Source organism: Mycobacterium sp. E1715 (genome assembly GCF_001667625.1).
Lineage (GTDB): Bacteria > Actinomycetota > Actinomycetes > Mycobacteriales > Mycobacteriaceae > Mycobacterium.
Window position 1 is genome coordinate 1 of the sequence record NZ_LZJJ01000398.1, and the last position, 23,145, is coordinate 23,145.

The 23,145-nt window shown below is 66.5% G+C and carries 21 protein-coding genes and 1 pseudogene; 12 read left to right on the forward strand and 10 right to left on the reverse strand.

What is annotated here, in order from left to right:
* Positions 1 to 643: 643 nt before the first annotated feature.
* From A9X03_RS19415 to A9X03_RS19440, 6 genes are all read left to right on the forward strand, one after another.
* Positions 644 to 1,864: a GlxA family transcriptional regulator gene (locus A9X03_RS19415; RefSeq protein ID WP_255396739.1), complete on the forward strand. Its 1,221-nt coding sequence runs from the start codon at positions 644 to 646 to the stop codon at positions 1,862 to 1,864.
* Positions 1,865 to 2,106: 242 nt separating this feature from the next.
* Positions 2,107 to 2,970: an alpha/beta fold hydrolase gene (locus A9X03_RS19420; protein ID WP_082953601.1), complete on the forward strand. Its 864-nt coding sequence runs from the start codon at positions 2,107 to 2,109 to the stop codon at positions 2,968 to 2,970.
* 99 nt (positions 2,971 to 3,069) lie between these two features.
* Positions 3,070 to 4,029 carry an alpha/beta fold hydrolase gene (locus A9X03_RS19425; protein WP_082950240.1) on the forward strand — a complete coding sequence of 320 codons (960 nt, stop codon included), beginning with the start codon at positions 3,070 to 3,072 and terminating at the stop codon, positions 4,027 to 4,029.
* Between the two features lie 51 nt (positions 4,030 to 4,080).
* Positions 4,081 to 4,974, forward strand: coding sequence for a 2-hydroxy-3-oxopropionate reductase (locus A9X03_RS19430; protein ID WP_068262489.1), 894 nt, complete (start codon positions 4,081 to 4,083; stop codon positions 4,972 to 4,974).
* Positions 4,975 to 5,115: 141 nt separating this feature from the next.
* Positions 5,116 to 6,312: a cytochrome P450 gene (locus A9X03_RS19435; protein WP_369831394.1), complete on the forward strand. Its 1,197-nt coding sequence runs from the start codon at positions 5,116 to 5,118 to the stop codon at positions 6,310 to 6,312.
* 23 nt (positions 6,313 to 6,335) lie between these two features.
* Positions 6,336 to 7,553, forward strand: coding sequence for a CaiB/BaiF CoA-transferase family protein (locus tag A9X03_RS19440; protein WP_067757745.1), 1,218 nt, complete (start codon positions 6,336 to 6,338; stop codon positions 7,551 to 7,553).
* A 105-nt stretch (positions 7,554 to 7,658) separates the two neighbouring features.
* Here A9X03_RS19440 and A9X03_RS19445 read toward each other — a convergent pair whose 3' ends face one another.
* From A9X03_RS19445 to A9X03_RS19470, 6 genes are read right to left on the reverse strand one after another with little or no spacing between them, the layout of a single operon-like run.
* On the reverse strand, positions 7,659 to 8,852 hold the full coding sequence (locus A9X03_RS19445; protein WP_068262494.1) for an acyl-CoA dehydrogenase family protein: 1,194 nt from the start codon (positions 8,850 to 8,852) through the stop codon (positions 7,659 to 7,661).
* A gap of 14 nt (positions 8,853 to 8,866) precedes the next feature.
* Positions 8,867 to 9,925, reverse strand: coding sequence for an acyl-CoA dehydrogenase family protein (locus tag A9X03_RS19450; protein WP_067757751.1), 1,059 nt, complete (start codon positions 9,923 to 9,925; stop codon positions 8,867 to 8,869).
* Between the two features lie 2 nt (positions 9,926 to 9,927).
* Positions 9,928 to 10,758: an amidohydrolase family protein gene (locus A9X03_RS19455; protein ID WP_067757754.1), complete on the reverse strand. Its 831-nt coding sequence runs from the start codon at positions 10,756 to 10,758 to the stop codon at positions 9,928 to 9,930.
* Entirely contained in the window at positions 10,739 to 12,406 is a 1,668-nt protein-coding gene (locus tag A9X03_RS19460) for an acyl-CoA synthetase (protein WP_068262497.1), read from the reverse strand. Before A9X03_RS19460 ends, A9X03_RS19455 begins: the two co-directional genes overlap by 20 nt.
* Before the next feature lie 12 nt (positions 12,407 to 12,418).
* Complete coding sequence (locus A9X03_RS19465; RefSeq protein ID WP_068262516.1) at positions 12,419 to 13,621, reverse strand: amidohydrolase family protein; 1,203 nt, start codon at positions 13,619 to 13,621, stop codon at positions 12,419 to 12,421.
* A gap of 30 nt (positions 13,622 to 13,651) precedes the next feature.
* The gene (locus A9X03_RS19470) at positions 13,652 to 14,494 is read right to left on the reverse strand and encodes an enoyl-CoA hydratase (RefSeq protein ID WP_068262498.1); all 843 of its coding nucleotides are present in this window, start codon (positions 14,492 to 14,494) and stop codon (positions 13,652 to 13,654) included.
* Positions 14,495 to 14,778: 284 nt separating this feature from the next.
* Between A9X03_RS19470 and A9X03_RS19475 the strand changes: the two genes are divergently transcribed.
* Entirely contained in the window at positions 14,779 to 15,018 is a 240-nt protein-coding gene (locus A9X03_RS19475; RefSeq protein WP_067281020.1) for a CsbD family protein, read from the forward strand.
* Between the two features lie 89 nt (positions 15,019 to 15,107).
* Here the strand turns inward: A9X03_RS19475 and A9X03_RS19480 are convergent, their stop codons facing one another.
* Positions 15,108 to 16,115, reverse strand: a complete 1,008-nt coding sequence (locus A9X03_RS19480; RefSeq protein ID WP_068018370.1) for a dihydrodipicolinate synthase family protein — start codon at positions 16,113 to 16,115, stop codon at positions 15,108 to 15,110.
* 105 nt (positions 16,116 to 16,220) lie between these two features.
* A pseudogene (locus A9X03_RS29365) lies at positions 16,221 to 16,364 on the reverse strand (SDR family NAD(P)-dependent oxidoreductase); the annotation flags it as partial.
* Between the two features lie 221 nt (positions 16,365 to 16,585).
* On the opposite strand from A9X03_RS29365, the gene A9X03_RS19485 reads away from it, so the two are divergent.
* Positions 16,586 to 17,395 (forward strand): TetR/AcrR family transcriptional regulator, encoded by an 810-nt coding sequence (locus tag A9X03_RS19485; protein WP_067757772.1) that lies wholly within the window; start codon positions 16,586 to 16,588, stop codon positions 17,393 to 17,395.
* Positions 17,396 to 17,415: 20 nt separating this feature from the next.
* Here A9X03_RS19485 and A9X03_RS19490 read toward each other — a convergent pair whose 3' ends face one another.
* Together A9X03_RS19490 and A9X03_RS19495 are read right to left on the reverse strand one after the other, a co-directional pair.
* Positions 17,416 to 18,315 (reverse strand): enoyl-CoA hydratase/isomerase family protein, encoded by a 900-nt coding sequence (locus A9X03_RS19490; RefSeq protein ID WP_068262504.1) that lies wholly within the window; start codon positions 18,313 to 18,315, stop codon positions 17,416 to 17,418.
* Positions 18,312 to 19,019: a hypothetical protein gene (locus tag A9X03_RS19495; protein WP_067757778.1), complete on the reverse strand. Its 708-nt coding sequence runs from the start codon at positions 19,017 to 19,019 to the stop codon at positions 18,312 to 18,314. The genes A9X03_RS19490 and A9X03_RS19495 overlap by 4 nt, the downstream gene beginning before the upstream one ends.
* A gap of 133 nt (positions 19,020 to 19,152) precedes the next feature.
* On the opposite strand from A9X03_RS19495, the gene A9X03_RS19500 reads away from it, so the two are divergent.
* Genes A9X03_RS19500 through A9X03_RS19515 form a run of 4 tightly spaced genes read left to right on the forward strand, consistent with a single transcriptional unit; the run spans position 19,153 to position 23,053 of the window.
* Complete coding sequence (locus A9X03_RS19500; RefSeq protein ID WP_068262507.1) at positions 19,153 to 19,965, forward strand: enoyl-CoA hydratase/isomerase family protein; 813 nt, start codon at positions 19,153 to 19,155, stop codon at positions 19,963 to 19,965.
* 9 nt (positions 19,966 to 19,974) lie between these two features.
* Entirely contained in the window at positions 19,975 to 20,787 is an 813-nt protein-coding gene (locus tag A9X03_RS19505; protein WP_068262510.1) for an enoyl-CoA hydratase/isomerase family protein, read from the forward strand.
* Positions 20,784 to 21,575, forward strand: coding sequence for an enoyl-CoA hydratase/isomerase family protein (locus A9X03_RS19510; protein ID WP_068262519.1), 792 nt, complete (start codon positions 20,784 to 20,786; stop codon positions 21,573 to 21,575). The genes A9X03_RS19505 and A9X03_RS19510 overlap by 4 nt, the downstream gene beginning before the upstream one ends.
* Positions 21,575 to 23,053: a class I adenylate-forming enzyme family protein gene (locus A9X03_RS19515; protein WP_068262513.1), complete on the forward strand. Its 1,479-nt coding sequence runs from the start codon at positions 21,575 to 21,577 to the stop codon at positions 23,051 to 23,053. Before A9X03_RS19510 ends, A9X03_RS19515 begins: the two co-directional genes overlap by 1 nt.
* Positions 23,054 to 23,145: the final 92 nt, after the last annotated feature.

The window sequence follows — 23,145 nt, forward strand, 5'->3', positions numbered from 1 at the left end:
CCCCGCGGGACCCTTACTGCGGTGTGGCAGAAGAAAACTCCGTCTCAGCGCCGGCACGCAGGCGGTGACCGCGCCAGTCCCGCGGGGACAGTCCGTATGCGGCGCGGAAGGCGCGGCTGAAACTCGACATGTCGGAGAATCCGTGCCGGCGCTGAGACGGAGTTTTCTTCTGCCACACCGCAGTAAGGGTCCCGCGGGGCACAGCTGCACCACGCCAGCTGCGACGTCGGTCTGCGCGGCAACCGCCTCGCCCCTCCGGGCGGCGTGAGTTGGAGCGCTCTGCGCGGCGCACCACTGCTGCCCCGGGTTCGGCGCCATCACCCTTCGGCAAGGTCCGCCCCGGCCGTCTGCAGCGGAGGCACAACGTCGTGCAGCCCCGGCACACACTGAGACGGTTTCGCGCGCAAACATAAGCCATCAGAGCCTCCGCGTTGCAGGGCCGCGACGACGTGACCGGGTGGGCGGGGAGCGCGATCGGTGAAGGTACGAGGGACACAGCTGGGCCTGGGGAGGAACCACGGGGACCACGGTGAGACGCAACTCGAACGCGGGATACATCACCACCCACGACTTGCCGGCGAGACCAACAAACCGGCCGCACTCAAACACGTTGCAGCGCAACCAAAGTGACCGGACACATGCTATGGAATTCACTCTAGACCGAATCGAGCGGAGTTCCCCGCCCACCGCCCCGCCGCGGCCGGGCAATCGCAGTCGACATCCGGCTGCGCTGACCTCCGCGCATCCGACGTCACGGCCACTATTCACCACACCGGTAACGCATCAACTCCCGACGCTGCGTGAGGACAGCGTTGGGATCGCGCGCGATGCGGGCGGCATTAATTCGACCGGTGCTCGCCGCGTGGGCGGAGGCCGAAGCCTGCGCACCATCGCCGTGCTGATGTTCAACGGGGCGTCGATGTTCGAGACATCGGTGCCGATGAGCGTGTTCGGCATGAATCCTGCCGGGGCTCCCGCATTCACCGTGCTACCGGTTGCCGGCGAAACCGGTCGGATGCGCACCAGCGACGGTGTTGGATTCGATCCACCGCATGGGCTAGAGGCCCTGGACCGCGCCGGGATTGTGGTCTTACCCGGCTGGCGCAGTCCTCATGACGCCCCACCCCCAGGGTCACTGGAAGCAGTCCGCACAGCACACGCCGACGGCGCCTTGATCGTGAGCCTGTGTATGGGCGCGTTCGTCCTCGCAGCCACCGGTCTGCTCGACGGCCGGCGGGCCGCCGCACACTGGTTCCACGCACCCACGCTGGCAGCGCGGTATCCATCGGTGCGCGTTGACCCCTCGGTCCTCTTCATCGACGACGGCGACATTGTCACCAGCGCCGGGACGGCAGCTGGTCTGGATGCCTGCCTTCATGTCGTGCGACGCCACTGGGGCGCCGCCGCGGCCACGGCGATAGCCCGTCATCTCGTCCTGTCGCCCGCACGATGCGGCAGCCAAGCACAGTTTGTCGATCGCCCGGTCCCCCTCCGGTCCGAAGACGTCGAATTGGGAAGGGTGATGGAATACGCCATCGCTCATCTGCAGCATGTGGACATTGACGCGCTCGCCGCACGAGCCGGCCTGAGTCGGCGGACCTTCGATCGCCGCTTCCGGGTCCAAACAGGGGTCTCGCCGCTGCAATGGCTACTGCACCAACGGATCCTGCGCGCCCAGAATCTTTTGGAGCGCACCGAGCTGACCGTCGACGCCATTGCGCGACAGGTAGGTCTGGCCACCGCGGTGTCGCTCCGTCCCGCATTCCGGCGCATCGTCGGCGTCAGCCCCCAGGCGTACCGGCAAGCTTTCCGGACCGTCGACACACATGCCGGTACTGACCGACAATGCGGGCTGACCAACTAGGTGGCGTCTCGCTGCGACTGCGAGCAGGCACCGCGGACCGCGTCCCTTCCGGCGGCTGACGAGCGTCCCGGCGGGCAAAATGAGTCAGAAGGCGATCGATTCCAGCCAGCTGGCGATCTGACCTCGGGCCAGCTTTTACGATCACTACGGAGAGCCCCGAACCGGCTCCGGGTAAACCCTTTTCGGAGCAGCACCGTCGCGGATCGCGAGGCGCTGGTGCGCCGACAGGAAGGATTGGTTCCGTGCCCTACTCGAGCGAACACGACGGTTTCAAGCTCTACTACGAGCGCTCCGGGCAAGGTGTCCCGGTCGTCCTGATTCACGGCAACCCCGGCGACCACCGGGAGTACTCCAGGGTCATGCCGCAACTGGTGGAGCACGCCGATGTCACCGTGATCGACTTGCGCGGTTACGGCAAGTCGGACAAACACCTGAGCGATCCAACGGCCTACGCACTCAGTCGCCAGGTGGGCAGCGTCATTGCCCTGCTCGAAGAATTGGGTATCAGCAATGCCGTGCTGGGCGGATACGACATCGGCAGCTTCACCGCCCAGACGGTCGCATCGACCCGGCCCGATCTGGTGCGATCGCTGGTAGTCGCACCGCCCACCCTGGGCGTCGGGCGGCGGATTCTCGAAGAGGACGCGGTGAACGCGTTCGTGCACGCCATCTTCTACAAGTCGGAACTCGTCGAAGAAATCATCGACGGCAAGCCCGACGCCGTCCGCGCTGCACTCAAGGAAAACCTGGTGAACTGGTCGGCGCCCGGATCGACCGTTGTCGACGACCTCCTTGACCACCTAACCGAGAACCACTGCGCACCAGGGGCATTCCTGGCCGGCGTCCTGTGGTTCCGCAACCCTGAGGGCAATCCGATCACCTTCTACGCAAACGAGACGACGCCGGCACGGGAAGACAGGTTCGCCAAGCCCATCACCATCTTGTGGCCGGACCAGGACCCCCTGTTCCCACAGGCATGGAGCGACACCCTGGATGACTTCTACGAAGACTTCACCCTCGAGTACCTTGACAACTGCGGCCATTTCAGCCCACTGGAGTCACCTGACATGTGGTCCAAGCACCTCCTGGAACACATCAGCCGGTGACCATCGGCCACACCGGAGTTCCCGTTTCGCACCTCGCATCACTCACGAAAGGGCCATTGTCATGAGATCGTCGGGTGCACCCGCCGAGCCGCACTGAACATGATCGACAACGCCCAACCCGGCGACCGCCCAAACCCAAAACAGACTGTCGCACAAGCGGACTCGCGCTGGTTCCCCGGATTCGACGCCGGTACCTTCGATATCGACGGAACGGCTATCTACGCCCGGTGGGGCGGCAACCCTGGCGGACCCGCACTACTGCTCGTGCACGGCTACCCCGAGACCCACCTGATGTGGCGCCACATCGCCGGCCGGCTGCGGGACCGCTACTTCCTGGTCATACCCGACCTCCGCGGCTACGGGGCCTCCGCCAAACCGGTCGGGTTACCCGATCACAGCAATTACAGCAAGCGGACCATGGCCAACGACCTCGTCGCGGTCGTGGATCAGCTCGGACGAGACTCGTTCTACCTCTGTGGGCACGACCGCGGGGCGCGCGTTGCGGCCCGCCTGGCGCTGGATCACCCACACCGAGTCAGGAAGCTGTCTCTGATCGACATAGCCCCCACCCTCGACATGTACAGGGCCACCAACCAAGAGTTCGCGACCGCCTACTTTCACTGGTTCCTGCTCATTCAGGCCGCCCCACTGCCCGAACTTCTCATCGGAGGCAACCCGGCCGCTTACCTGGCCATCGTGCTACGACAACTATCAGGCGGGAACGACGACTACCTTGAACGCGAGGTGATTGCCGAGTACGAACGCGCTTTCTGCACTCCCGAGACGCTGCACAGCACCGCCGAGGACTACCGGGCCAGCGCCGGCATCGACCTCGAACACGATCAACACAGTCGCGATCGCGGACATCGGATCGCCTGCGACACACAGGTTCTGACCGCCGAGAACGGAGCAGTGCATCGCCTGTTCGACGCTCACGCCCTCTGGCAAGCCCAATGTGCTGCAACTGTCACCGCGACGACGCTGCCATCGGGGCACTTCATCCCCGAAACGCTGCCCGACGAGACCGCCGCCGCGCTATCGAGCTTCTTTCCCACCTGACGCGGTTCTGCCGCTCCGAATCGGTTGAATCAAAGAAAAGCGAGGGTCGTAGTGAGTGCGGTCGCCTTCATCGGTCTCGGAATCATGGGCAGTCCCATGGCGGTCAACCTCGTCCGCGCGGGTCATCAGGTGACCGGATACAACCGATCGCGTCACCGAGTTTCCGACCTCGTCGCCGCCGGCGGTGTTGCCGCCGACTCCATCGCCGACGCGGTCCAGCACGCCGACATCGTCGCCCTCATGCTGCCCGACTCCCCCGACGTCGAAGCCGTGCTAACCGCCGACGGTGGAGTTTTCGAGACGGCCCAACCGGGTGCGCTGATCATCGACTTCTCCAGCATCCGGCCCGAGGTCACACGCACGCTGTCCAGCCGGGCGCGCCAGCGCGGTCTCCGGATGATCGACGCCCCCGTTTCGGGCGGCCAGGTTGGCGCCATCAACGCCGAACTCTCGGTCATGGTGGGCGGCAGCCCTGAGGACTTCGCGGCGGCGCAACCAGTGCTGCAAGCGGTCAGCGCCCACGCCGCACTCGTCGAACCCTGCGGCTCAGGGCAGACGTTGAAGGCCGCCAACCAGCTCATCGTCGCGGGCAACATACAACTCCTTGCCGAGGCGCTCGTCTTCCTCGAAGCGCATGGTGTGGACACTCACGCGGCGATCAGTGTCCTCAGCGCGGGCCTCGCCGGATCAGCGGTACTTGATCAGAAAGCCCACAACATGCTGAGCAGGTCTTTCACGCCCGGCTTCCGCATCGACCTGCACCACAAAGACCTCGGCATCTTCGCCGAAGCAGCCCGCAAGGTCGGCGCCATCAGCCCTGTCGGTTCCCTCGTCGCGCAACTCATGGCCGCCGCCCGGGCCAACGGCGACGGAAGCCTCGACCACTCCGCACTCCTGCGGGGAGTTGAACGGCTCTGCGGTCGCGAAGTAAGGGATAGCGCCTGAGTTCGCAATCCACGGGCATCTCGGCAGTCGCCGCTGACTCGCCCGACCCGGGCAGCCCCGCCCATATTGTCTACTGTAAGAATTACAGTACGATCTTACGCGAGGCCTGCCCCGTTTCTGCTGGAGATGCTGGAGTGCTACGTGACGACCGACGTTCGCAGCAGTGACGAGACCGTCAGCCTGCGCGATCCCTACCCGTTCTTCGCCCGCAAACGTCTCGAGTCCGGGGTGTTCCGCGGGACGGTGATGGACTATTCCAAGACGCCCGAGTCGCTGATGCCCAAGCGGGAGTACTCCGCGGTGTCCTTCGATGCGGTGAACACGGTGTTCCGCGACGGCCGGACTTTCAGCTCCGCGCCATACGACAAGACGATCGGGCTCTTCATGGGGCCGACCATCCTGGCGATGGAAGGCAAGAAGCATCGCGACCATCGCAACCTCGTCTCCGCCGCTTTCAAATCCAAGGCGCTGGCCCGCTGGGAGAACACCATCGTCCGGCCCATCTGCAACGCGCTGATCGACGAGTTCATCCACACCGGCAAAGCCGACTTGGTCCGGAACTTCACCTTCGAATTTCCCACTCGCGTCATCGCCCGATTGCTCGGGTTGCCCGCCGACGATCTGCCGACCTTCCGCAAGCGCGCCGTGCAATTGATCAGCTACCACGTCGACTACGAACGCGCCTTCGAGGCGTCGGCGGCGCTCAAGGACTACTTCGTCGAGCAGATCGAACGGCGCAAGTCCGAACCCACCGAGGACATCATCGGCAACCTGGTGACGGCGGAGATCGACGGCGAAAGGCTAAGCGACGAAAGCATTTACTCCTTCCTGCGGCTGCTGTTGCCGGCCGGGTTGGAGACCACGTACCGCTCGTCGGGCAACCTGCTCTACCTGCTGCTCGCCCATCCGGACCAGTTCGCCGCGGTGCGGGACCACCCCGGGCTGCTGCCGCAGGCGATCGAGGAGGGGTTGCGTTACGAGACACCGCTTACCACCGTGCAGCGCTTCACCACCGAAGACACCGAGCTGGAGGGGGTCGAGATCCCGGCGCGGTCTGTGATCGGCGTGTGCATCGGGTCCGCGAACCGCGACGAGCGGCGCTGGGAGTGTGCGGAGGAATTCGACATCTTCCGCGAGCACGTGCCGCACATCTCGTTCGCCGCCGGTGAGCACACCTGTCTGGGCCTGCACCTCGCGCGGTTGGAAACCCGCGTCGCGGTCGAGTGCCTGCTGGATCGAGTGACCAACGTCAGCCTGCTGACCGAGGACGACCCCCACATCCACGGCCAGCCGTTCCGTTCGCCGACTTCGCTTCCCGTGACGTTCGACGCAAAGTAGGGTCTGAGAAAATGGTCAAAGTTATGTCGGGCTTCCGGGTCCTGGAACTCGCGCAATTCACGTTCGTCCCGGCGGCGGGGGCGATCCTCGCGGACTGGGGCGCGGACGTCATCAAGGTCGAACACCCGCTGCGCGGCGACACCCAACGCGGCTTCATCAACATGGGTGGCATCCAACTCGATCCGGAGCGGCATCCGCTGATGGAACATCCCAACCGGGGCAAGCGCAGTGTCGGGATCGACGTCTCGACGCCGGGCGGCCAGGAGGTGATCTACGAGCTGGCCAAGACCGCTGACGTGTTCCTCACCAACTACATGCCGGCGCAGCGGCAGAAGCACAAGTTCGACGTGGAGCACATTCGCGCGGTGAACCCGAACATCATATACGCGCGAGGTTCGGCGTACGGCGACAAGGGCGCCGAGCGTGACGTGGGTGGTTACGACGGGACGGCGTTCTGGACGCGCAGCGGCATCGGGTACGCACTAACCCCCGAGGAGCTGGGCGGCGCACTGGGGCAGGGTATTCCAGCGTTCGGTGACTCCATCGGCGGCATGTTCATCGCCGGTGGCATCTCCGCGGCGCTGCTGCATCGCGAGCGCACCGGCGAAGCCGTCGAGCTCGACGTGTCATTGCTGAGCACCGCCTGGTGGGCGGCGGGAGCGAGCGTGACGCAGGGCATGGAGACCGGACAGGTGATGCGCACCCCGATGCCGGGCGCCGCGGGCGCGATGTCGGTGAACCCCTTCATGGGCAACTACGCAACCTCCGACGGCGGCACCATCAACCTGTGCATCATCAGTCCGACCGGCTTGATCCGAGACACATTCGAGCATCTCGGCATCCCCGAGGCGGCCGACGATCCCCGCTTCTCCGATGTGCTGCCGCTGATTCAGAACGCCGGCGCGGCGGCCGAGCTGATCGCAAAGGCCTTCGCCGGCAAGCCCTTCGACTATTGGCGGCAACACCTGAAGACGATGAAGGGCCAGTGGGCGCCGTTCCAGAGCCTGCTCGACCTGGTCGAAGACGAGCAGGCCCTGGCCAACGACATGGTCAGCGAGGTCGAGCTCGCCAGCGGCGGAAAGCCTTTCCGCGTCGTGCGCGGCCCGGTGCAGTTCAACCACGAGCCGCTGGTGACCACGCGCGCGCCACAGGCGTCCGAGCACACCGAGCTGGTGCTGATGGAGCTCGGCATGGATTGGGACCGCATCGAGGAACTGAAGGACTCGGGTGCTATCGCATGAAGAACGCCGGCGACCGCCGCGGTGACGACCTGAAACTTCGCCGAACGTGCACTCAGGGCGAAGAATTGGCCGATTTCTCGCCCTGAGTGCACGTTCGGCGCGCTATCAACCGACCTTCTTGGCCGGCGGCGCGTATGCCGGCTTACCCAGACCCAACATGTACTGCGCGATCATGTTGCGGAACACCTCCAGCGTGCCGCCGTAGATGCCGACCAGCGGGGCGAATCGGTAGGCGTATTCGGCGCTGCCGTCGTCGGCGGCCCCTTCCGTCCCGAAGGGCAGCGCCGAGGACGCGCCGAGGAGGTCCATGAGTTCCGGGGAGATGTCGCGCATGGTTTGCGCGATGGCGACCCGGCCGAAGATGCTCGGGGTGGCCAGCGCCGTCTCCAGTCGGGCGACGCACCGGCCCAGGCGGTACGCGACCGACTTGTCGTCGACGAGCCGGCGCCCGTCGTCGTCGGGCCGCGTGACGCTCGCCGCCGCCTTGTCCACCGCCTGAGACAGAAATCCGGCCTGGTGCATCATGATTGACGTGTCCTGCAGCCCGTCGGGGGCGGCGGCGACTGCGCCGTGCTCGACGTTGAGCGGTTCCCGCAGCACCGTCCAGCCGCCGTTCACCTCACCCAGCCGGTACTTGTCGTCCACGCGGACATCGCTGTAGTAAACGATGTTGGTCCGGTCGCCGTCCACGGTGCGGATGCCCTGGATGTCGATGCCCGGCGACTCCAGCGGCACCAGGAACATGGTCAGGCTCTTGTGCTTCGGCGCCTCCGGGGCGGTGTTGGTGATCAGGAAGACGTACTGGCAGTTATGGGCCCCGGTCGTGAACATCTTGGAGCCGTTGATGATCCACCCGTCGCCGTCGCGGACCGCGCGGGTCTTGCAGGTCGCGATGTCGGAGCCGCCCTCGGGCTCGGTGTAGCCGAGGCACAGCCTCACCTCGCCGCTGAAGACCTTCGGTAACACCTCGTCGCGCAGCTGCGCCGACCCGAACTTGTCCACCGAACGAGCCACCATCGCGGTGGTCCCCCAGGTCACCCAGGGAACGTGTGCGCGCCGCTTCTCCAACTCCCAGATGCGGCGCCGCACCCGGCTGAAACCGCCGTCGGATTCCGGTTTCCACTCCGCCGCCAAATAGCCTGCGGCGCCGAACTTCAGGTGCAGGCCCTCGTCGAAATTGTCGCCCGTTTCCCGGTCCCGGCACCTGATCTCTTCGGTCATGTGCGTGGCCAGAAAGTTCCGCGCTTCGTCGCGGAACGCCTCGTCCTCGTCGGACAGTTCGACGCGCGAGAAATCCACAGTGTCGCTCCTTCCTATGCCGGCTGCGCCGCGCCCTCGCGGGCGGCCACGATCTGCGCCACCCGTTGTGCCGTCGCGCCCGGATCGCCGCCGGCCAGCGGCCAGCCCCGGGCCCGCACCAGATACGCCGTCGCCGCGGCTTCGGCGGAAACGCCCAGCCCGCCTTGAATGTGGACCGCCATCGTCGCCGCCCTGGCGGCCTCCTCTGCCATGAATACGAATGCGGAAGGCGCCAATTCGGGCCGTTCGTCGGGTTCGTTGTCCAGGAACCAGGCGGCGCGTCGGGCCAGATTCCGGCCGCCTTGCACGGTGATGGCCATGTTCGCGAGCGGGTGCGAAATCCCCTGCAGCGTGGAGATGGGCACCCCCAACGTGTACCGGGTCTTGGCGAATTCGGCCGCGATGGTCATGGTCTCCTCCACCAGCCCGACGAGCGCCGCCGCGGTCAGCAGCCGCCACTCGTCCAGGGCCAGCCGGTAAGCGGCTAGTGCCTCGGGCCCCTCGGCGACGACCTCACGGGCGTCCGCCGCGGCTGGGTCCACCCAGGCCATCGGCAGCCGGCCGATGTTGTCTACCTTCGCCGGACGGGTGCCAAAGGTCAGGCGCACGACTTGGTCGCCGTCGCGGACGACGATGTGATCGGCGATCGACCCCGAGGGGATCAACCGCGGACCGCGCCCATCGTCGATCCGCGGGTCCAGGGCGGCCAGCTGTTCGCCCTCGGCTATCCCGGCGGCGCCCTCCCCCAGCGCGCCGAGGCGCCCCAGCAGCCGCGCGGTGCAGACGTGGTCGATCCACGGAACCGGCGCGAGGGACCGGCCGATCTCCTCGGCCACCAGGGTGAGATCGACCAGGGTGGCGCCGTCACCGCCACACGACTCCGACAGCGCCATCGTGGTGGCGCCCATCCCGCACAACCTCTCCCAGAGACTCTTGTCGAAACCGGATTGCTCTGCGGCACGCACCGTTTCGATCGGACAGTGGGTCTTGAAGAACTGCTTGTAGGCCGCCTGCAGGGCGACGTGATCGTCGGACAAGCTGTAATCCAGCCTGCGTAGTTCGAAGCGGTCCATCGTTACTCGTCCTTCCCGAAGAAGAAGTCGCGCGCGTTGTTGTAAAGGTAGTTGTCCAGTACCTCGGCGGGAAGATCCAGCGCGCGGGCTTCGGGGATAACCCGGCGCATGGGCAACACCGGCCAGTCGGACGCGTAGATCACCTTGTTGGGGCCACGAGTGCGCATGTAGTGCAGCAGGCTCTCCGGCAGCCGTTTGGGCGACCACGCCGACGTCATCAGGCGCAGGTTGGCGTACTTGAGCAGCAATCGGATGGCGACGTCCCACCACGGGTCGGCACCGTGAATCATGCACAGCCGCAGCTCGGGAAAGCGCACGCACACCCGGTCCAGGTGCATCGGGTGCTGGACCTCGCCGGGTATGGGCGGTCCCGGAATTCCGGTGTTCACACACAGCGGAAGGTCCAGCTCCGCGCACTTTGCGTAGAGCGGGTAATACACGGCGTCGCTGGGCGGGTACTGGCCGTCACCCCAAAAGCTCGGCCCCACTACGGCATACGCGACGGGGAGGTCCGCCGCGACCGCGGTCAGCTCGCGCAGCGACCGCACCGGGCGCAGCAGGTTGACACCGCCCATGGCCAGCGCGAACCGCTCGGGCCTGGCCTCGACGAATTTGCGCGCGGTCGTGGACGGGTTGGCGAGCGAGTCCATCAGGATCGCCTGCTGTACGCCCTGTTCGTCCATCTCGGCGAGCAGCTCGGAGAGGTCGACCGGGGCGAACATCGACTCGGGACCCTTGAAGTAGTCGTCCCTGACCTTGAGCATCCACGTCGGCTGAGATTCGGCTTCCCCGAAGTGGACGTTCACCAGGCAATCAATCGCTTTGGTGTTCATGACTTCCTTCGGGATCGGATGGGACGAGCGCGATCACCGGATCTCGTTGACTGGCTCGCTCTTTGGCCCATCGGTAGTTGGGCTTGCCGTTGCCGAGGCGTTCGATCCGTTCGACGAAGATGAAGGCCTTGGGCGCCTTGAAGTGCGCCAGTTGCGTCGTGCACGCGCCGTGCAGGGCGTCCCGGCTCAGGTGGGCATCGGGTCGGGTTGCGACGAGCGCGACGACCTCCTCCCCCCACCGCTCGCTTGGGCGGCCCACCACCAGGGCGTCGACGATGCCGGGAAGCGCGCGCAGCACCTCCTCGACCTCTTCGACGAAAACCTTTTCACCCCCGGTGTTCACGACCAGCGAGTCGCGACCGAACAGGCGGATGGTGCCGTCGGCTTCCAAAGATGCGCGGTCGCCCGGTACCACCACCCGCCGGCCATCGATCTCCGGGAAGGTCCGCTGCGTGGCTTCGGGGTCGCCGAAGTAACCGAGCGGGATGCGGCCGGTCCTGGCGGCCCAGCCGACCTCCTGCTCACCCGGCCGCAGGAACCGGCTGCGGTCGGCCGACACGACGGTAGCGCCCTCCCTGGGCTGGAACGTCTCGCTGGCGTTCCCTTCGCGGCTGTGACCGAACGCCATGTTCCCGCTCTCCGAAGACCCGTAGCCCTCGATGATCGTGATGTGTGGCAGGCATTCCATCAGCGCGCGTTTGTGTTTCGCGTTGGTGGCGGCCCCTCCGGTGCCGATCGCCTGCAACGAGGACAGGTCGTAGGCACGCGTGCGCAGCTCCTCGATCAGCGGCCCGGCGTACGCATCGCCCACCATGGTCATCATGCCCACCTTCTCCCGCTCGGCGGTTTCCCACACCGACCGAACGTCGAGCTTGTTGCGGTCGTCGTAGAGCACCACCGGCAAGCCCGCGCAGAGCGCGGCGAAGGCGGTCCACATGCCGGCCGCGTGCATCAGCGGAGAAACGGCGAACCACGGCTGCCCGCCCCCGGCGACCTTGTCGTGGATCTCGGTGACGCTGGCATGGTCGGCGCCCACCATCGACGACACGTACATGTCGCTCTGGCGCCACAGCACACCCTTCGGGCGTCCGGTCGTTCCGCCGGTGCACATCATGATGAGGTCATCCGGGGATCCCGCATCTTCGCGGTCGGGACTGGCGGCGGCCAGGACGTCGTCGAGCGAGATCGCCTTCGGCAGTTGGGTAACGGCGCTGCCATCGTCGATGGATATCAGCAACTCCGTGCCGATCGGGGGCAGCACGTCGGCGAACCGCGCGCCGAGCGAGCGATGGTAGATGATGCCCCGTGGGCGCACGTAGTCGAGCAGCTCGCGAATCTCCCGGGGCGAGTAGTGGTGATTCACGTTGACCGGGACGGTGCGCGCCTTGAGGCATCCGATCACCATGTCGGGGTAAAGGTCGTTGTACATGATGAGCGCGATCCGGTCCTGACCGCATTCCCAGCGCTGCAGCTCATCACGCGGGGCGTATACACCGAACCCTTTGTCCTCGAGGTAGTTCGCCAATCGATTGGTGCGGCGCGCCGATTCGGCGAACGTGCTCTTGCGTTCTCCGCATACGGTCATCAGGCGGTCGGGCACGACGTCGGCGATGGCGTCCAGAACGGCGCCCACGGTCCATTCGCTCATAGCGGGAAGCGGCTAGACGGCCGAGGCGACCGGGACGCCGAGCAGGTCAAGGGCGTTGTCGCGCATCACTTTACGGATTTCGGCAGGGCTGAAGTCGGTGAGCTCCTCGGTGAACGAAACCGGCGTCTCGAGGCCCTCGCCGTGCGGCCAGTCGGAACCGAACAAGATCTTGTCGATGCCGATCACCTTGGCCAGTTCGTGCAGGTCGTCCTCGTAGTAGGGGGCGATCCATACGTTGTTGCGCAACTGCTCGACCGGGTCCTCGGGAAAGTCACGGGGCTGAGTGTTGGCCGCCTTCTTCAACCGCTTGATCAGCCGGTGGACGAAGTAGGATCCGTTCTCGATGCTGACCGCCTTGAGTTTCGGATGGCGGGTGAACACGCCGTGCACGATCATCGAGGCCATCGTGTCGTGGATGGCGCGGTCGTCGAGGAGCACGTTGTCCAGTGGATCCTTCGCGCCGAAACCCTCGAACGTCGCTTTGCCGCCCCACGCCGCCGCGATGTGCAGATAGCCGCTGTCGCTGAGATGGAATCCGACCGGGACTCCCGCCTCGGCCAGCCGGGCCCACACCGGGTCATGGCTGGGATGCCCCAACGACCGCGGCTTGACCAAGCCGGGCACCGGCGCCGGCCGCACCAGCACCAGCTTGGCGCCGCGCCCCAACACGAATTCCACCTCTTCCAGCGCCTTCGCCGGATCGGCCAGCGAGATGATCGGCGCGGCGATGATGCGATGATCGGGTCGGTCGAAGCCCCAGTCCTCGTCGAGCCACAGGTTGAACGCGTGCACCGACGCCATCGTCGCCTCGATGTCGCCCTTGAGCGCCTCCTCGACCCCGCACGCGAAAGTCGGCAGCATGAACACGGTTTCGATGTCCTGAGTGTCCATCACCGCGACCCGGGCGTCACGATTCTGGTACTCCGGGTGGTCGGCGAGCCGCTCGACCTTCATCAGGGATGCCGGGTCCACGCCTTCGGGAATCTCCCCGCGGAACAACAGATCCAGACAACCCGGCACGATGATCGGGTCGAACGTGGGGTTCGGCACGAAGTGGTTGACTCGACCGCCGATAACGGCCAGAGTGCGCTTGCCCTGAGTGACCATCTGGACGCCGCGGCTCTTGAACGCCCTGTCGAGGTGGCGGGTGAAAGCGTCCAGTGGCTCGTAGTAGTGGTTGTCGACGTCGATCGCCTGGTAACCCAAACTGGCCATGATCTTCCTTTCCGGCATCCCCGGCGAACGCTAGGCGTCGGTCGAGTTGAGCGAGGGAAACTGCGGGGGCCGCTTCTCGAGGAAGCTGGTGATGCCTTCGATGACGTCCGGCCGCGGCATCGCCTCGTGCAGCAACACCTCGGCGCGCGAGGTGGCATCGACCACGTCGCGAGTGGCGTCGCCGTACACCTGTCGCTTGATCACTTCCATGGAAGTGGGCGAGCAGTTGCGGGCGATGTCCTCCGCATAGTCCAGCGCACGCTTCATCAGACCTTCGGGCGCGACGACTTCCTTGACCAGGCCGAGCTCGGCCGCCTCTTCGGCGAGGAAGGTGCGGCCACTCAGCAGCAGATCCAGCGCGGCGCCCCACGTGGTGAGACGCGGGAGGATCCAGGAAATGCCGAACTCGGCGATCAGTCCGCGGCGGGCGAAGACCGCGGCGAACTTGGCGCCGGCGGATGCGAACCGGACGTCGCACATGAGCGCCTGGGTCAGGCCGATGCCGACGCAGGCGCCGTTGATGGCCGCGATCACAGGCTTGCGCAGCGTGGTCACAAAATGCGGTGGCCGTTCGCCCACGAGGTCGGCGAGGTTGGTCTGGCTCGCCTTCTCCATCGTGTCGCCGTAGCTCGGTGCGGAACTCGGCGTGCCCAGATATGCGCCGGCGCAGAAACCCTTGCCCCGCCCGGTCAGCACGATCACCCGGACGGCCGGGTCCTGTTCGGCCCGGTCGATCGCGGCGTAGAACCCGGCGGCGATGTCCGGGCCCCATGCGTTGAGGCGGTCCGGGCGGTTGAACGTCAAAATCGCGACGCCGCTGGCGGTCGCCTCGTAGAGCACCGCGTCCTCGGAAGCGTCGTCGCTGCCGGACATCTACCCCCGTACCTCCTCACGGTCGCCCACGAATTCCGCGGCATTTGTACGCATACTGTATACCTATCGGTACTGTTTTCCACAACCGCCGCCCAGCCCCCCGAACCCCGGCCGAACAGCGCGTTTCGGCTTGCTGAGCCGAGCGGTCGACCGCGGTATACGGACCGGCGGACCGGTGCCTGTATCCGCCCATTGTGGCGAGCACCACGTCCCCACCACGTTTTCTTCGACCGCCGATGTGGGAAAGCGACTAAGGACACCCACTAGCAGGGAGGGGAAACGCCATGGTGGACATCAAGAGCGGTCCGATCGAGGCCATCCAGGGCATCGTCGAGGCTGTCTTCGGAAAGGCCAAGGAGATCGTCGGCACGATCATCGGCCGCAACGACCTGGTCAACGAGGGTCAGGCTCAGCAGGACAAGGCCGACGCGCAGCGCAGCGCGGCGAAGAAGGAAGCCGCGGCCGAGAAGGCGCGCGGTAAGGCCAAGGCCGCGGAGGCACGCGAGAAGGCCGAACAGCAGTAAGAACAAGGGGTTGACAAGGGCCCGGTCACCGGTGGTGACCGGGCCCTTGCTCGTCAGTCGACTTGTGGCGCAACCCTTTTGCCGAGTCACTACGTTCCGATGAGCCCGAGGCGGCGATAAGCCTCCTCGATCTGCGACTTGGCCTCGGGCGGCAACTCCGCTTGCGGCGGGCGCGAATGCGGGTAGGCGCCGATCGGCAGGCCCAGTAGCGAAGCGGCGTATTTGAATGCGCCGCCCCAGTGGGTGAAGTAGTCGGGCCGTCCGGGGTAACAGGTCCACCAGGATCCGACGTCGAGGTCGAACTGGTCCAGGCCCGACTCGCGGCCGAAGTCCATCGCCTCCAGCAGCTTGTCGCTTTGCACCAAATCCCAGTACTGAGAGAACAATCGCCGCTGCGGCGTGTCGAACAGATAGCCGGTGGTGCCCAGTTGCGCAGGGCAGACGATCCCGTCACGCAGCCATCCCGCGCGATACACCGTCTTGTCGCACTCCCACAGCACCAGGCCGGGCGCCAACTCGTGCAGTAGGCGGCTGTTCGCCGGCCTGAAGGCACCCTCCTTGGTGGCGCACACCGCAGGCACCTCGTCGTAGATCCGCGCGCTTTCGGCCGCGGTCAGGACGTAGCCGGACGATGGCGAGTTGAACATGCCCAGTGCGATGTCGGTGCGCGAGGCGATGTATTCGAAGAATCGCAACACGCCCTCGCCGCCATGCACCTCCATCATCGGCGTTTGGATGTAGACGATGTCGGCGCCGACCTCCTGGGCGTGCAGCGTCAGGTTCAGACAGTCCTTCGCCGAGAGGGCCGCCGTGCACGCCTGCACGACGACGTCGGGGTTGGCGGCGCGTCCCTCCTCGATTGCGACCTCCAGCAAGCGCTTTCGCTCATCGAGGGTCAACGACCAGAATTCGGAGAGCCCGCTGGTGCACCACAACATCGGGTGTCCGAGGTCGCCGACGCAGTAGCGGACCAGCGTCCGGTATGCCTCCCAGTCGATGTCGTCGCCGTCCGGGCCGCAGAACGGGGTGTAGAGGGAGTCGCCGATTCCCCGCAATGCCCCGCGCGCCCAGGCGCGCGCCTCACGTGCCGTCGCCACAGTCGACCCCTATCTCCTCAGCCGAGTTCCTTCGATCCGGGCGGTCAGGTGAAGTCCGCACCGCCGTCGACATGTGTTGGCCCCGGTTACGTGCGAGTTGCACCCGACGAGTTCGGCGAATGCCTCCCGGCTGCGGCCCACCAACGCCACCCGGCCGCCCTCGTCGGCGAGACGGCGCGCCGCCGCCAAACCCATCCCGCGGCTATCACCGACGACCACCGTGGCGGCATTCGCCAGGCCTAGATCCATGGCAATTCCCGTGGCTCATCTGGTGACTCGTTCAATGGCTTGTGCCCGGTCACCTTCGCCCGTCCAGCCTTCGTTACCAAAAAGCCTACGATAGGTATTACAGTAGCAGATGGAAAAGCGCACGGAAGCCCGGTTGGCGGCCATCGTCGAGCGGCGACACGCCTACGTATGCGCAGGTGAGTTGGCACGGCTCTCCGACCGCATGCACAGGATACATCGTGATGGAGGTGCCCGTAGTGGCAAAGCAGGCTATCGCCGACAAGCGTCAACGACGCGAACGCGGATCCATCAATCCCGATGACATCATCAGTGGCGCATTCGAACTCGCGGAGCAAGTGTCCATCGACAACTTGAGCATGCCGCTGCTGGGCAAACACCTCGGCGTCGGCGTCACCAGCATCTACTGGTACTTCCGCAAGAAGGACGACCTGCTCAACGCGATGACCGATCGCGCGCTGAGCAAGTACGTGTTCGCCACACCCTACGTCGAGGCCAGCGACTGGCGCGAGACATTGCGCAACCATGCGCGCCTGATGCGGAAAACGTTCATGGGCAACCCAATTCTGTGCGACCTGATCCTGATTCGGGCGGCGCTCAGCCCGAAGGCGGCGCGATTGGGCGCCGAGGAGATGGAGAAGGCGATCGCCAACCTGGTCGAGGCCGGCCTGTCGCCGGAGGATGCCTTCGACACCTACTCGGCGGTCTCGGTGCACGTCCGTGGATCGGTGGTGCTGCAGCGGCTGTACGAAAAGAACCAATCCTCCGGCGAGGGCGCGCGCGCGATCGAGGACGCCGTCGCCATCGACCCCGAGAAGACCCCGCTGCTGGCTCAGGTCAGCCGGATCGGTCACCGGATCGGCGCCCCCGACGAGACCAATTTCGAGTACGGCCTCGGCTGCATCCTCGATCACGCCGGCCGGTTGATCGAGGAGGGCAAGGGGGCGAAAGGCGGCAAGGCGGCGCCGTCACGGGCGCGCAAGGCGGCCAAGGCGCCCGGGTCGCGGGCGCGCCCCAAAGCCCCGGCGCGCTAGCCCGACACCGAATCGGCTTATCACACCTCGGGTTCCGGCACGTCGAAGTATTCGTCACGGAGCCGGAACGCTTCCTTGGTCCCGTGCTGGGCGCGGGTCTTGACGAAGTTGAACTCGCCCGGCCCGAATTGCAGGTTGGTGCCGAAGGCGTGAAAGAGATAGCTGGCCACTTCCTCGCCCTGGTATGCCTGACTCTGTTCGACGAGACGGAACGCCTCCTTGGCGATGACGACCCCGTCGGCGGGCATCTTCGCCGCCTTCTCGGCCCAGTACCGCGCCCGGGCGGGCACCGCGGCGGGATCGCATGTGTCGGTGAAGATTCCGAGATGCTCGAGCTCACTCGCCTCGATGACGTCGCCGGTGAGCAGCAGGCGCCGGGCCAGCACCGGTCCGAGCCGGTGGAAGAACATGTGCATGCTCCCGAGCGCGGGGCCGAGGAAGCGGGTCGCCGGCATGCCGATCTTCGTGTCGCGCGCTATCACGGAGATGTCGGTCATCAGCGCCATCTCGAAACCGCCGCCCAGCGCATACCCGGCGATCTCGCCCACCGTGACCTTCGGGAAACCCATGAAGTTGTGGTAGAAGCCAAAAGACTTGCGGTCCACGGTGAGTCGCCGACGCTGGCTGGGGCGGCGCTTGGCTGACGCGTCATCGCCGTCCGGTTGGCTCGGCTTGCCGTACCAGCCATACGCGTTGTTCATGTCGGCCCCGGCGGAGAAGACGCCCCCGGCCCCGCGCAGTAGCACCACCGTCAGGTCGTCGTCTTCGGCCACCCGGTCCAGGCATCGGGCGACCGCCTCGCGCATCGCGGCGTCATAGGAATTGCGTTGGGCCGGATTGTTCAGCGTGATCGTCGCGATGCGGCGGTCGCGGTCGACCTCGAACAGTACGCGATCGTCCGGGGCGCTGGGGGCGGTCATCTATCGGACTCCTTTCGCCGCCTGCCGAATTGAAACCCGGCGAGCTTTTCCGGCGGTGAGGCCAACGTGTTCACCTCGCCGCTGCAGAGCACTTCGCCGTCGAGCAGCAACCGCGCCGTCGACGCGATCCCGCGTTCGATCTGCGAGCGAGCGATGTCGAACCGTAGCTCGGTCGATATGGGGGTCGGCCGGCGAAACGTCACCGTCAGCGACCGCGTCTTACCGGACAGACCCGTGACGCAATTGTGGTGCTGAATGACGCAGTCGAAGAAAACGCCGAGAAAGCCTCCGTGCACCAATCCCGGCGGGCCCTCGTACACCAGGGGAAAGTTGACCCGCCCGGTCGCCTTGTCGGCATCGAGGTCGTCGAACCGGTACTCCGGAAAGCACGGGTTGTAGGCGCCGATGTCGGTGGCGTGGTTGAGATAGACGCGCCGGGGATCGTCGGCGACGTCCCCCATCCTTGGCGCGTTGTCCCGCGGCGCCACCGCGGACAGCTCGCGCTCCCACTCCGCGAACTTCGCCAGCATGGTGTCGACCGCGGGATGGGGATGCTCGAGTGAGACCAGCAGTGAGCTCAGGCGCCGCATGGCGCCGGCGGCGGCCACGGTCTGCGGCAGCGGCGCTTCGCCGAACCTGGCATCGCCGGTCCGCGCCGACTCGGGTGCGACCCGCCGCTGGGCTCCGCCCTCCTGCAAGGCCATGCTTCATCTCTTTTCGGTCGGGTTTCCGGCCCGGCTATTTCCGGCGGCAGCGTACCCTGCTAACTTATACAGCGTATCAATCGTATTGCCTACTGTATGGGTAACCGTATCGGCAGAAAGGCCGGATTCGACGGTGAGTCATGGGGCCGACGCGGCCGGCGCCGACGGTTCGGTGACAGTGCACCGAGACGGCGCCGTGCTGCGGCTAACGCTTGATCGTCCGTCCCGACGTAACTCGTTGAACGAAGCCATGATTGGCTCTTTGGTGGAGGCGCTGACGGCTGCCGCCACCGACGATTCGCTCAGGGCGATCCACATCCGTGGCGGTGACGACTTCTGCGCCGGCGTCGACTGGGTCGCCACCAACGACCGGCCGCGGCCCCGCACGGGCGATCTGGTGCGGCGGATACCCCAGGGCGCCCACCGCGTGATCGAGCTCGTCGCGAGCATCCAGCTGCCGGTGCTGTGCAGCGTGCGAGGCTGGGCCGCGGGATTCGGCTGCAACCTCGCGCTGGCCGCCGACTTCGCCGTTGCCGCCACCGACGCGGTGTTCTGGCAGCCCTTCGCCGACCGTGGCTTCAGCCCGGATTCGGGTGCCACCTGGCTGCTGCCCCGCCTGGTCGGCCTCACGCGGGCGAAGCGAATGCTGTTGCTGGGCGAGCAGGTCGGCGCCGTCGACGCGGCCGACTGGGGACTGATTCACCAGGCGGTGAGCCCCGGCGAGCTGGACGACGCCGCCGGCGAGCTGCTCGAGCGGTTGGCCTCCGGGCCGACGGTGGCAATGGGACTGGCCAAGCAGGCGCTGAGCTTCGGCCAGCATGCGACGCTCAGCCAATCGATGACCCAGGAATTGTTCAACCTCGAACTATCGTGCCGGACAGTCGATTTCAGGGAAGGCCTGGAAGCCTTTCGGCAGCGGCGCGCACCGAGATTCCAGGGCAGATGAGGGAGAAGGATGCCTACTGACTCGTTCGACACCATCACATACGACGTCGACGGGCACACCGCCACCATCACGCTGAACCGTCCGGATGCCCTCAACGCCCTGAGCCCGCACATGATCACCGAACTGCGAGCCGCCTACCACGAGGCCGAGAACGACGACAAGGTATGGCTGACCATCGTGACCGGCACGGGCCGCGCGTTCTGCACGGGCGCTGACGTCACGGCCATTCCCGAAGACGGCAAGGTGATCTACGAGCGCCCGTACCTGTCCACCTACGACCAATGGGAGGCGCCGCAGGAAGGCACCCCACCGTTTCGCACGGCGGCCAAGCCGGTGATCACCGCGGTCAACGGGTTGTGCTGCGGCGCCGGCATGGACTGGGTCACCACGTCGGACATCGTGATCGCGTCGGAACAGGCCACATTCTTCGATCCGCACGTCAGCATCGGGCTGGTCGCCGGACGCGAGATGGTGCGGGTGGCGCGCGTGCTGCCCCGCTCGATCGCCCTGCGCATGGCGCTGATGGGCAAGCACGAGCGGATGAGCGCACAACGCGCCTACGAGCTCGGGTTGATCAGCGAGATCGTCGGGCACGACCGGCTTCTCGAGCGGGCCCGAGAGATCGCCGACGTCGTCAACTCCAATGCGCCGCTGGCGGTTCGGGGTACCCGGCTGGCCATCGTCAAGGGCCTCAATGTTCCGCTGCACGAGGCGGAGATCATGGCCGAAACGTTCCGCGAGCGCGTGTTGCGCACCGAGGACGCGGCCGAAGGGCCCAGAGCCTTCGTGGAGAAGCGCAAGCCGGATTGGCAGTGCCGATGACGTTCGAGACCATCCTCCTCGAGGTCGACGAGATCGACCGGGTCGCGACGATCACGCTGAACCGGCCGGGGCAGCTGAACGCGTTCAACCGCACCATGTGTGCGGAGATGGCCCACGCCTGGCGCACGGTAAAACTCGACGACTCGGTGAACGCCGTGGTCCTCAGGGCAGCCGGTGACCGTGCGTTCAGCGCCGGGCTGGATATCAAGACTCCCTACGGCCAGCCCGAAAACATATGGAATCACGAGGATCCCGGCGAATCGCTCAGCCCGAAGTGGCAGAAGATGTGGAAGCCCGTCGTGTGCGCGGTTCAGGGCATGTGCACCGCGGGCGCGTTCTACTTCATCAACGAATCGGACGTGGTCATCTGCGCGGAGGATGCCACGTTCTTCGACTCGCATGTATCGGCCGGCCTGGTCTGCGCCCTGGAGCCAATCGGCTTGATGAGGCGCATCGGCTTGGGCGAGACGCTGCGCATCGCGCTGATGGGCAACGACGAGCGGGTCGGCGCCGACACCGCGCTGCGGATCGGATTGGTCTCGGAAGTGGTCCCCGCCGACCGGCTCTGGGACCGCGCCCACGAGATCGCCGCGACCATCGCCGCGAACCCTCCGACCGCGACTCAGGGCACGGTGAAGGCGATTTGGGAATCGCTCGACAAGCCGTATCGGGCGGCCCTGGAGCAGGGGCTGATCTACACCCGGCTGGGCAATCCGCTCGGCACCGCCGAACTCGCCGCCCAGAAGGCCGGCGGCGAAGCTGCCGCGCGCACACCGAAGACCCGCTGATGCCCGCGCACGCACTCAGTCAACGCATCGCGGATGTCCTCGGCCTGCGGCCCGACGCGCACGCCATCGAGTATGACGCCCAATGGATCTCCTGGGCCGCCGTCGGCGCCAGGGCACAGCGCATCGCCTGCCTGGTCGCCGATCGCGGACCCGGCGTCGGGATACTGCTGCGCAACCGGCCCGGTCACGTGGCGGCCTTTCTCGGGGCGCTGCTGGGCGGCGGGACGGTCGTCGTCGTCAACCCGGCTCGCGGCGACGAGCGCACCAAGGCCGACCTCGCCGGGCTGCGACTGCCGCTGATCATCGGGGAAGACGACGACCTGACGACACTGCTGCCCCCGGCGACCGACGCCACGACGGTGGCGATTGCGGGCCTATTGGACGACCCCCCGACCGGCCGCCCGACGATTCATCCGGCGCCCGAGGCCCACCCGCGGACCGGGGTGGCGGTACGGATGTTGACCAGCGGTACGACGGGCCCGCCCAAGAGGATCGACCTCGGCTACGACGTGCTGGCGCGCAGCGTGATGGGCGCCGAACCCGAGCGCGCCCCGGCGCCCACCGGGCTCCGCCGCGGGGTCGCGATCGTCAACTCGCCGCTGGTGCACATCGGCGGGGTGTTCCGGGTGCTGCAATGCATCGCCGACGCACGACCGTTCGCGCTCCTCGAACGTTTCGAGCTGAACGCGTGGGCCGACGCGGTGCGAAGACACCGACCGCGCACGGTATCGCTGGTTCCCGCGGCGCTGCGCACGGTGTTGCACTCGGATGTGCCGCGCGCCGATCTGGAGAGCATCCGCGCCGTCACCTGCGGCACGGCCCCCCTGACGGCCGAGGATGCCGACGCCTTCACCGCCAAATACGGCATTCCCGTGCTCACCTCTTACGCGGCAACGGAATTCGGTGGCGGTGTCGCGGGCTGGACGTTGCCGGATTACCAACGGTATTGGGCCGCCAAACGGGGCAGCGTCGGCCGCGCCAACCCGGGTGCGCAGCTGCGGGTGGTCGCGGACGATGGCAGGCCGCTGGGGGCCGACCAAGTCGGTCTGCTCGAGGTCAAGCCAGGCCAGCTGGGGCCGTCGGCCCAGTGGATGCGGACCACGGACATGGCGCGCATCGACGCGGACGGCTTCGTCTGGATCGTCGGGCGTGCCGACCAGGCGATCATCCGCGGGGGATTCAAGGTGATGCCCGACGACGTCCGCACCGCCCTGGAGAGCCACCCCGCAGTGGCGGGTGCGGCGGTGGTCAGCCGGTCCGACGAACGCCTCGGGGCGACGCCGGTCGCGGTGGTGGAGCTGCGCAGGCCCGCCTCCGTCGACGCCGACGCGCTCGTGGAGTACCTCGGAACACGGCTGGCGCGCTACGAGATTCCCACCGAGATAGCGATCGTCGACACCATCCCGCGGACGCCGTCGGGCAAAGCTGACCTGGGCGCGGTCCGGCGTTTCTTCGGTGCCGCCGCCGCACAAAAGTGACCATGCCCGGTGACGGCCCGACGGTCGCCGAGGTCCTGACACAACGGGCCCGTGCGCGCGCAGAACATCCCCTACTGATCTGCGACGGCGAC

What these genes read in the sequence shown, in the direction of transcription:
- A9X03_RS19415 (WP_255396739.1), top strand. Translation starts at nt 644, where the DNA reads ATGGAATTCACTCTAGACCGAATCGAGCGGAGTTCCCCGCCCACCGCC.
- A9X03_RS19490 (WP_068262504.1), bottom strand. Translation starts at nt 18,315, where the DNA reads ATGACCGCCCCCAGCGCCCCGGACGATCGCGTACTGTTCGAGGTCGAC.
- A9X03_RS19425 (WP_082950240.1), top strand. Translation starts at nt 3,070, where the DNA reads ATGATCGACAACGCCCAACCCGGCGACCGCCCAAACCCAAAACAGACT.
- A9X03_RS19505 (WP_068262510.1), top strand. Translation starts at nt 19,975, where the DNA reads ATGCCTACTGACTCGTTCGACACCATCACATACGACGTCGACGGGCAC.
- A9X03_RS19450 (WP_067757751.1), bottom strand. Translation starts at nt 9,925, where the DNA reads ATGGACCGCTTCGAACTACGCAGGCTGGATTACAGCTTGTCCGACGAT.
- A9X03_RS19495 (WP_067757778.1), bottom strand. Translation starts at nt 19,019, where the DNA reads ATGGCCTTGCAGGAGGGCGGAGCCCAGCGGCGGGTCGCACCCGAGTCG.
- A9X03_RS19465 (WP_068262516.1), bottom strand. Translation starts at nt 13,621, where the DNA reads ATGGCCAGTTTGGGTTACCAGGCGATCGACGTCGACAACCACTACTAC.
- A9X03_RS19455 (WP_067757754.1), bottom strand. Translation starts at nt 10,758, where the DNA reads ATGAACACCAAAGCGATTGATTGCCTGGTGAACGTCCACTTCGGGGAA.
- A9X03_RS19510 (WP_068262519.1), top strand. Translation starts at nt 20,784, where the DNA reads ATGACGTTCGAGACCATCCTCCTCGAGGTCGACGAGATCGACCGGGTC.
- A9X03_RS19475 (WP_067281020.1), top strand. Translation starts at nt 14,779, where the DNA reads ATGGTGGACATCAAGAGCGGTCCGATCGAGGCCATCCAGGGCATCGTC.
- A9X03_RS19440 (WP_067757745.1), top strand. Translation starts at nt 6,336, where the DNA reads ATGTCGGGCTTCCGGGTCCTGGAACTCGCGCAATTCACGTTCGTCCCG.
- A9X03_RS19470 (WP_068262498.1), bottom strand. Translation starts at nt 14,494, where the DNA reads ATGTCCGGCAGCGACGACGCTTCCGAGGACGCGGTGCTCTACGAGGCG.
- A9X03_RS19515 (WP_068262513.1), top strand. Translation starts at nt 21,575, where the DNA reads ATGCCCGCGCACGCACTCAGTCAACGCATCGCGGATGTCCTCGGCCTG.
- A9X03_RS19460 (WP_068262497.1), bottom strand. Translation starts at nt 12,406, where the DNA reads ATGAGCGAATGGACCGTGGGCGCCGTTCTGGACGCCATCGCCGACGTC.
- A9X03_RS19485 (WP_067757772.1), top strand. Translation starts at nt 16,586, where the DNA reads ATGGAGGTGCCCGTAGTGGCAAAGCAGGCTATCGCCGACAAGCGTCAA.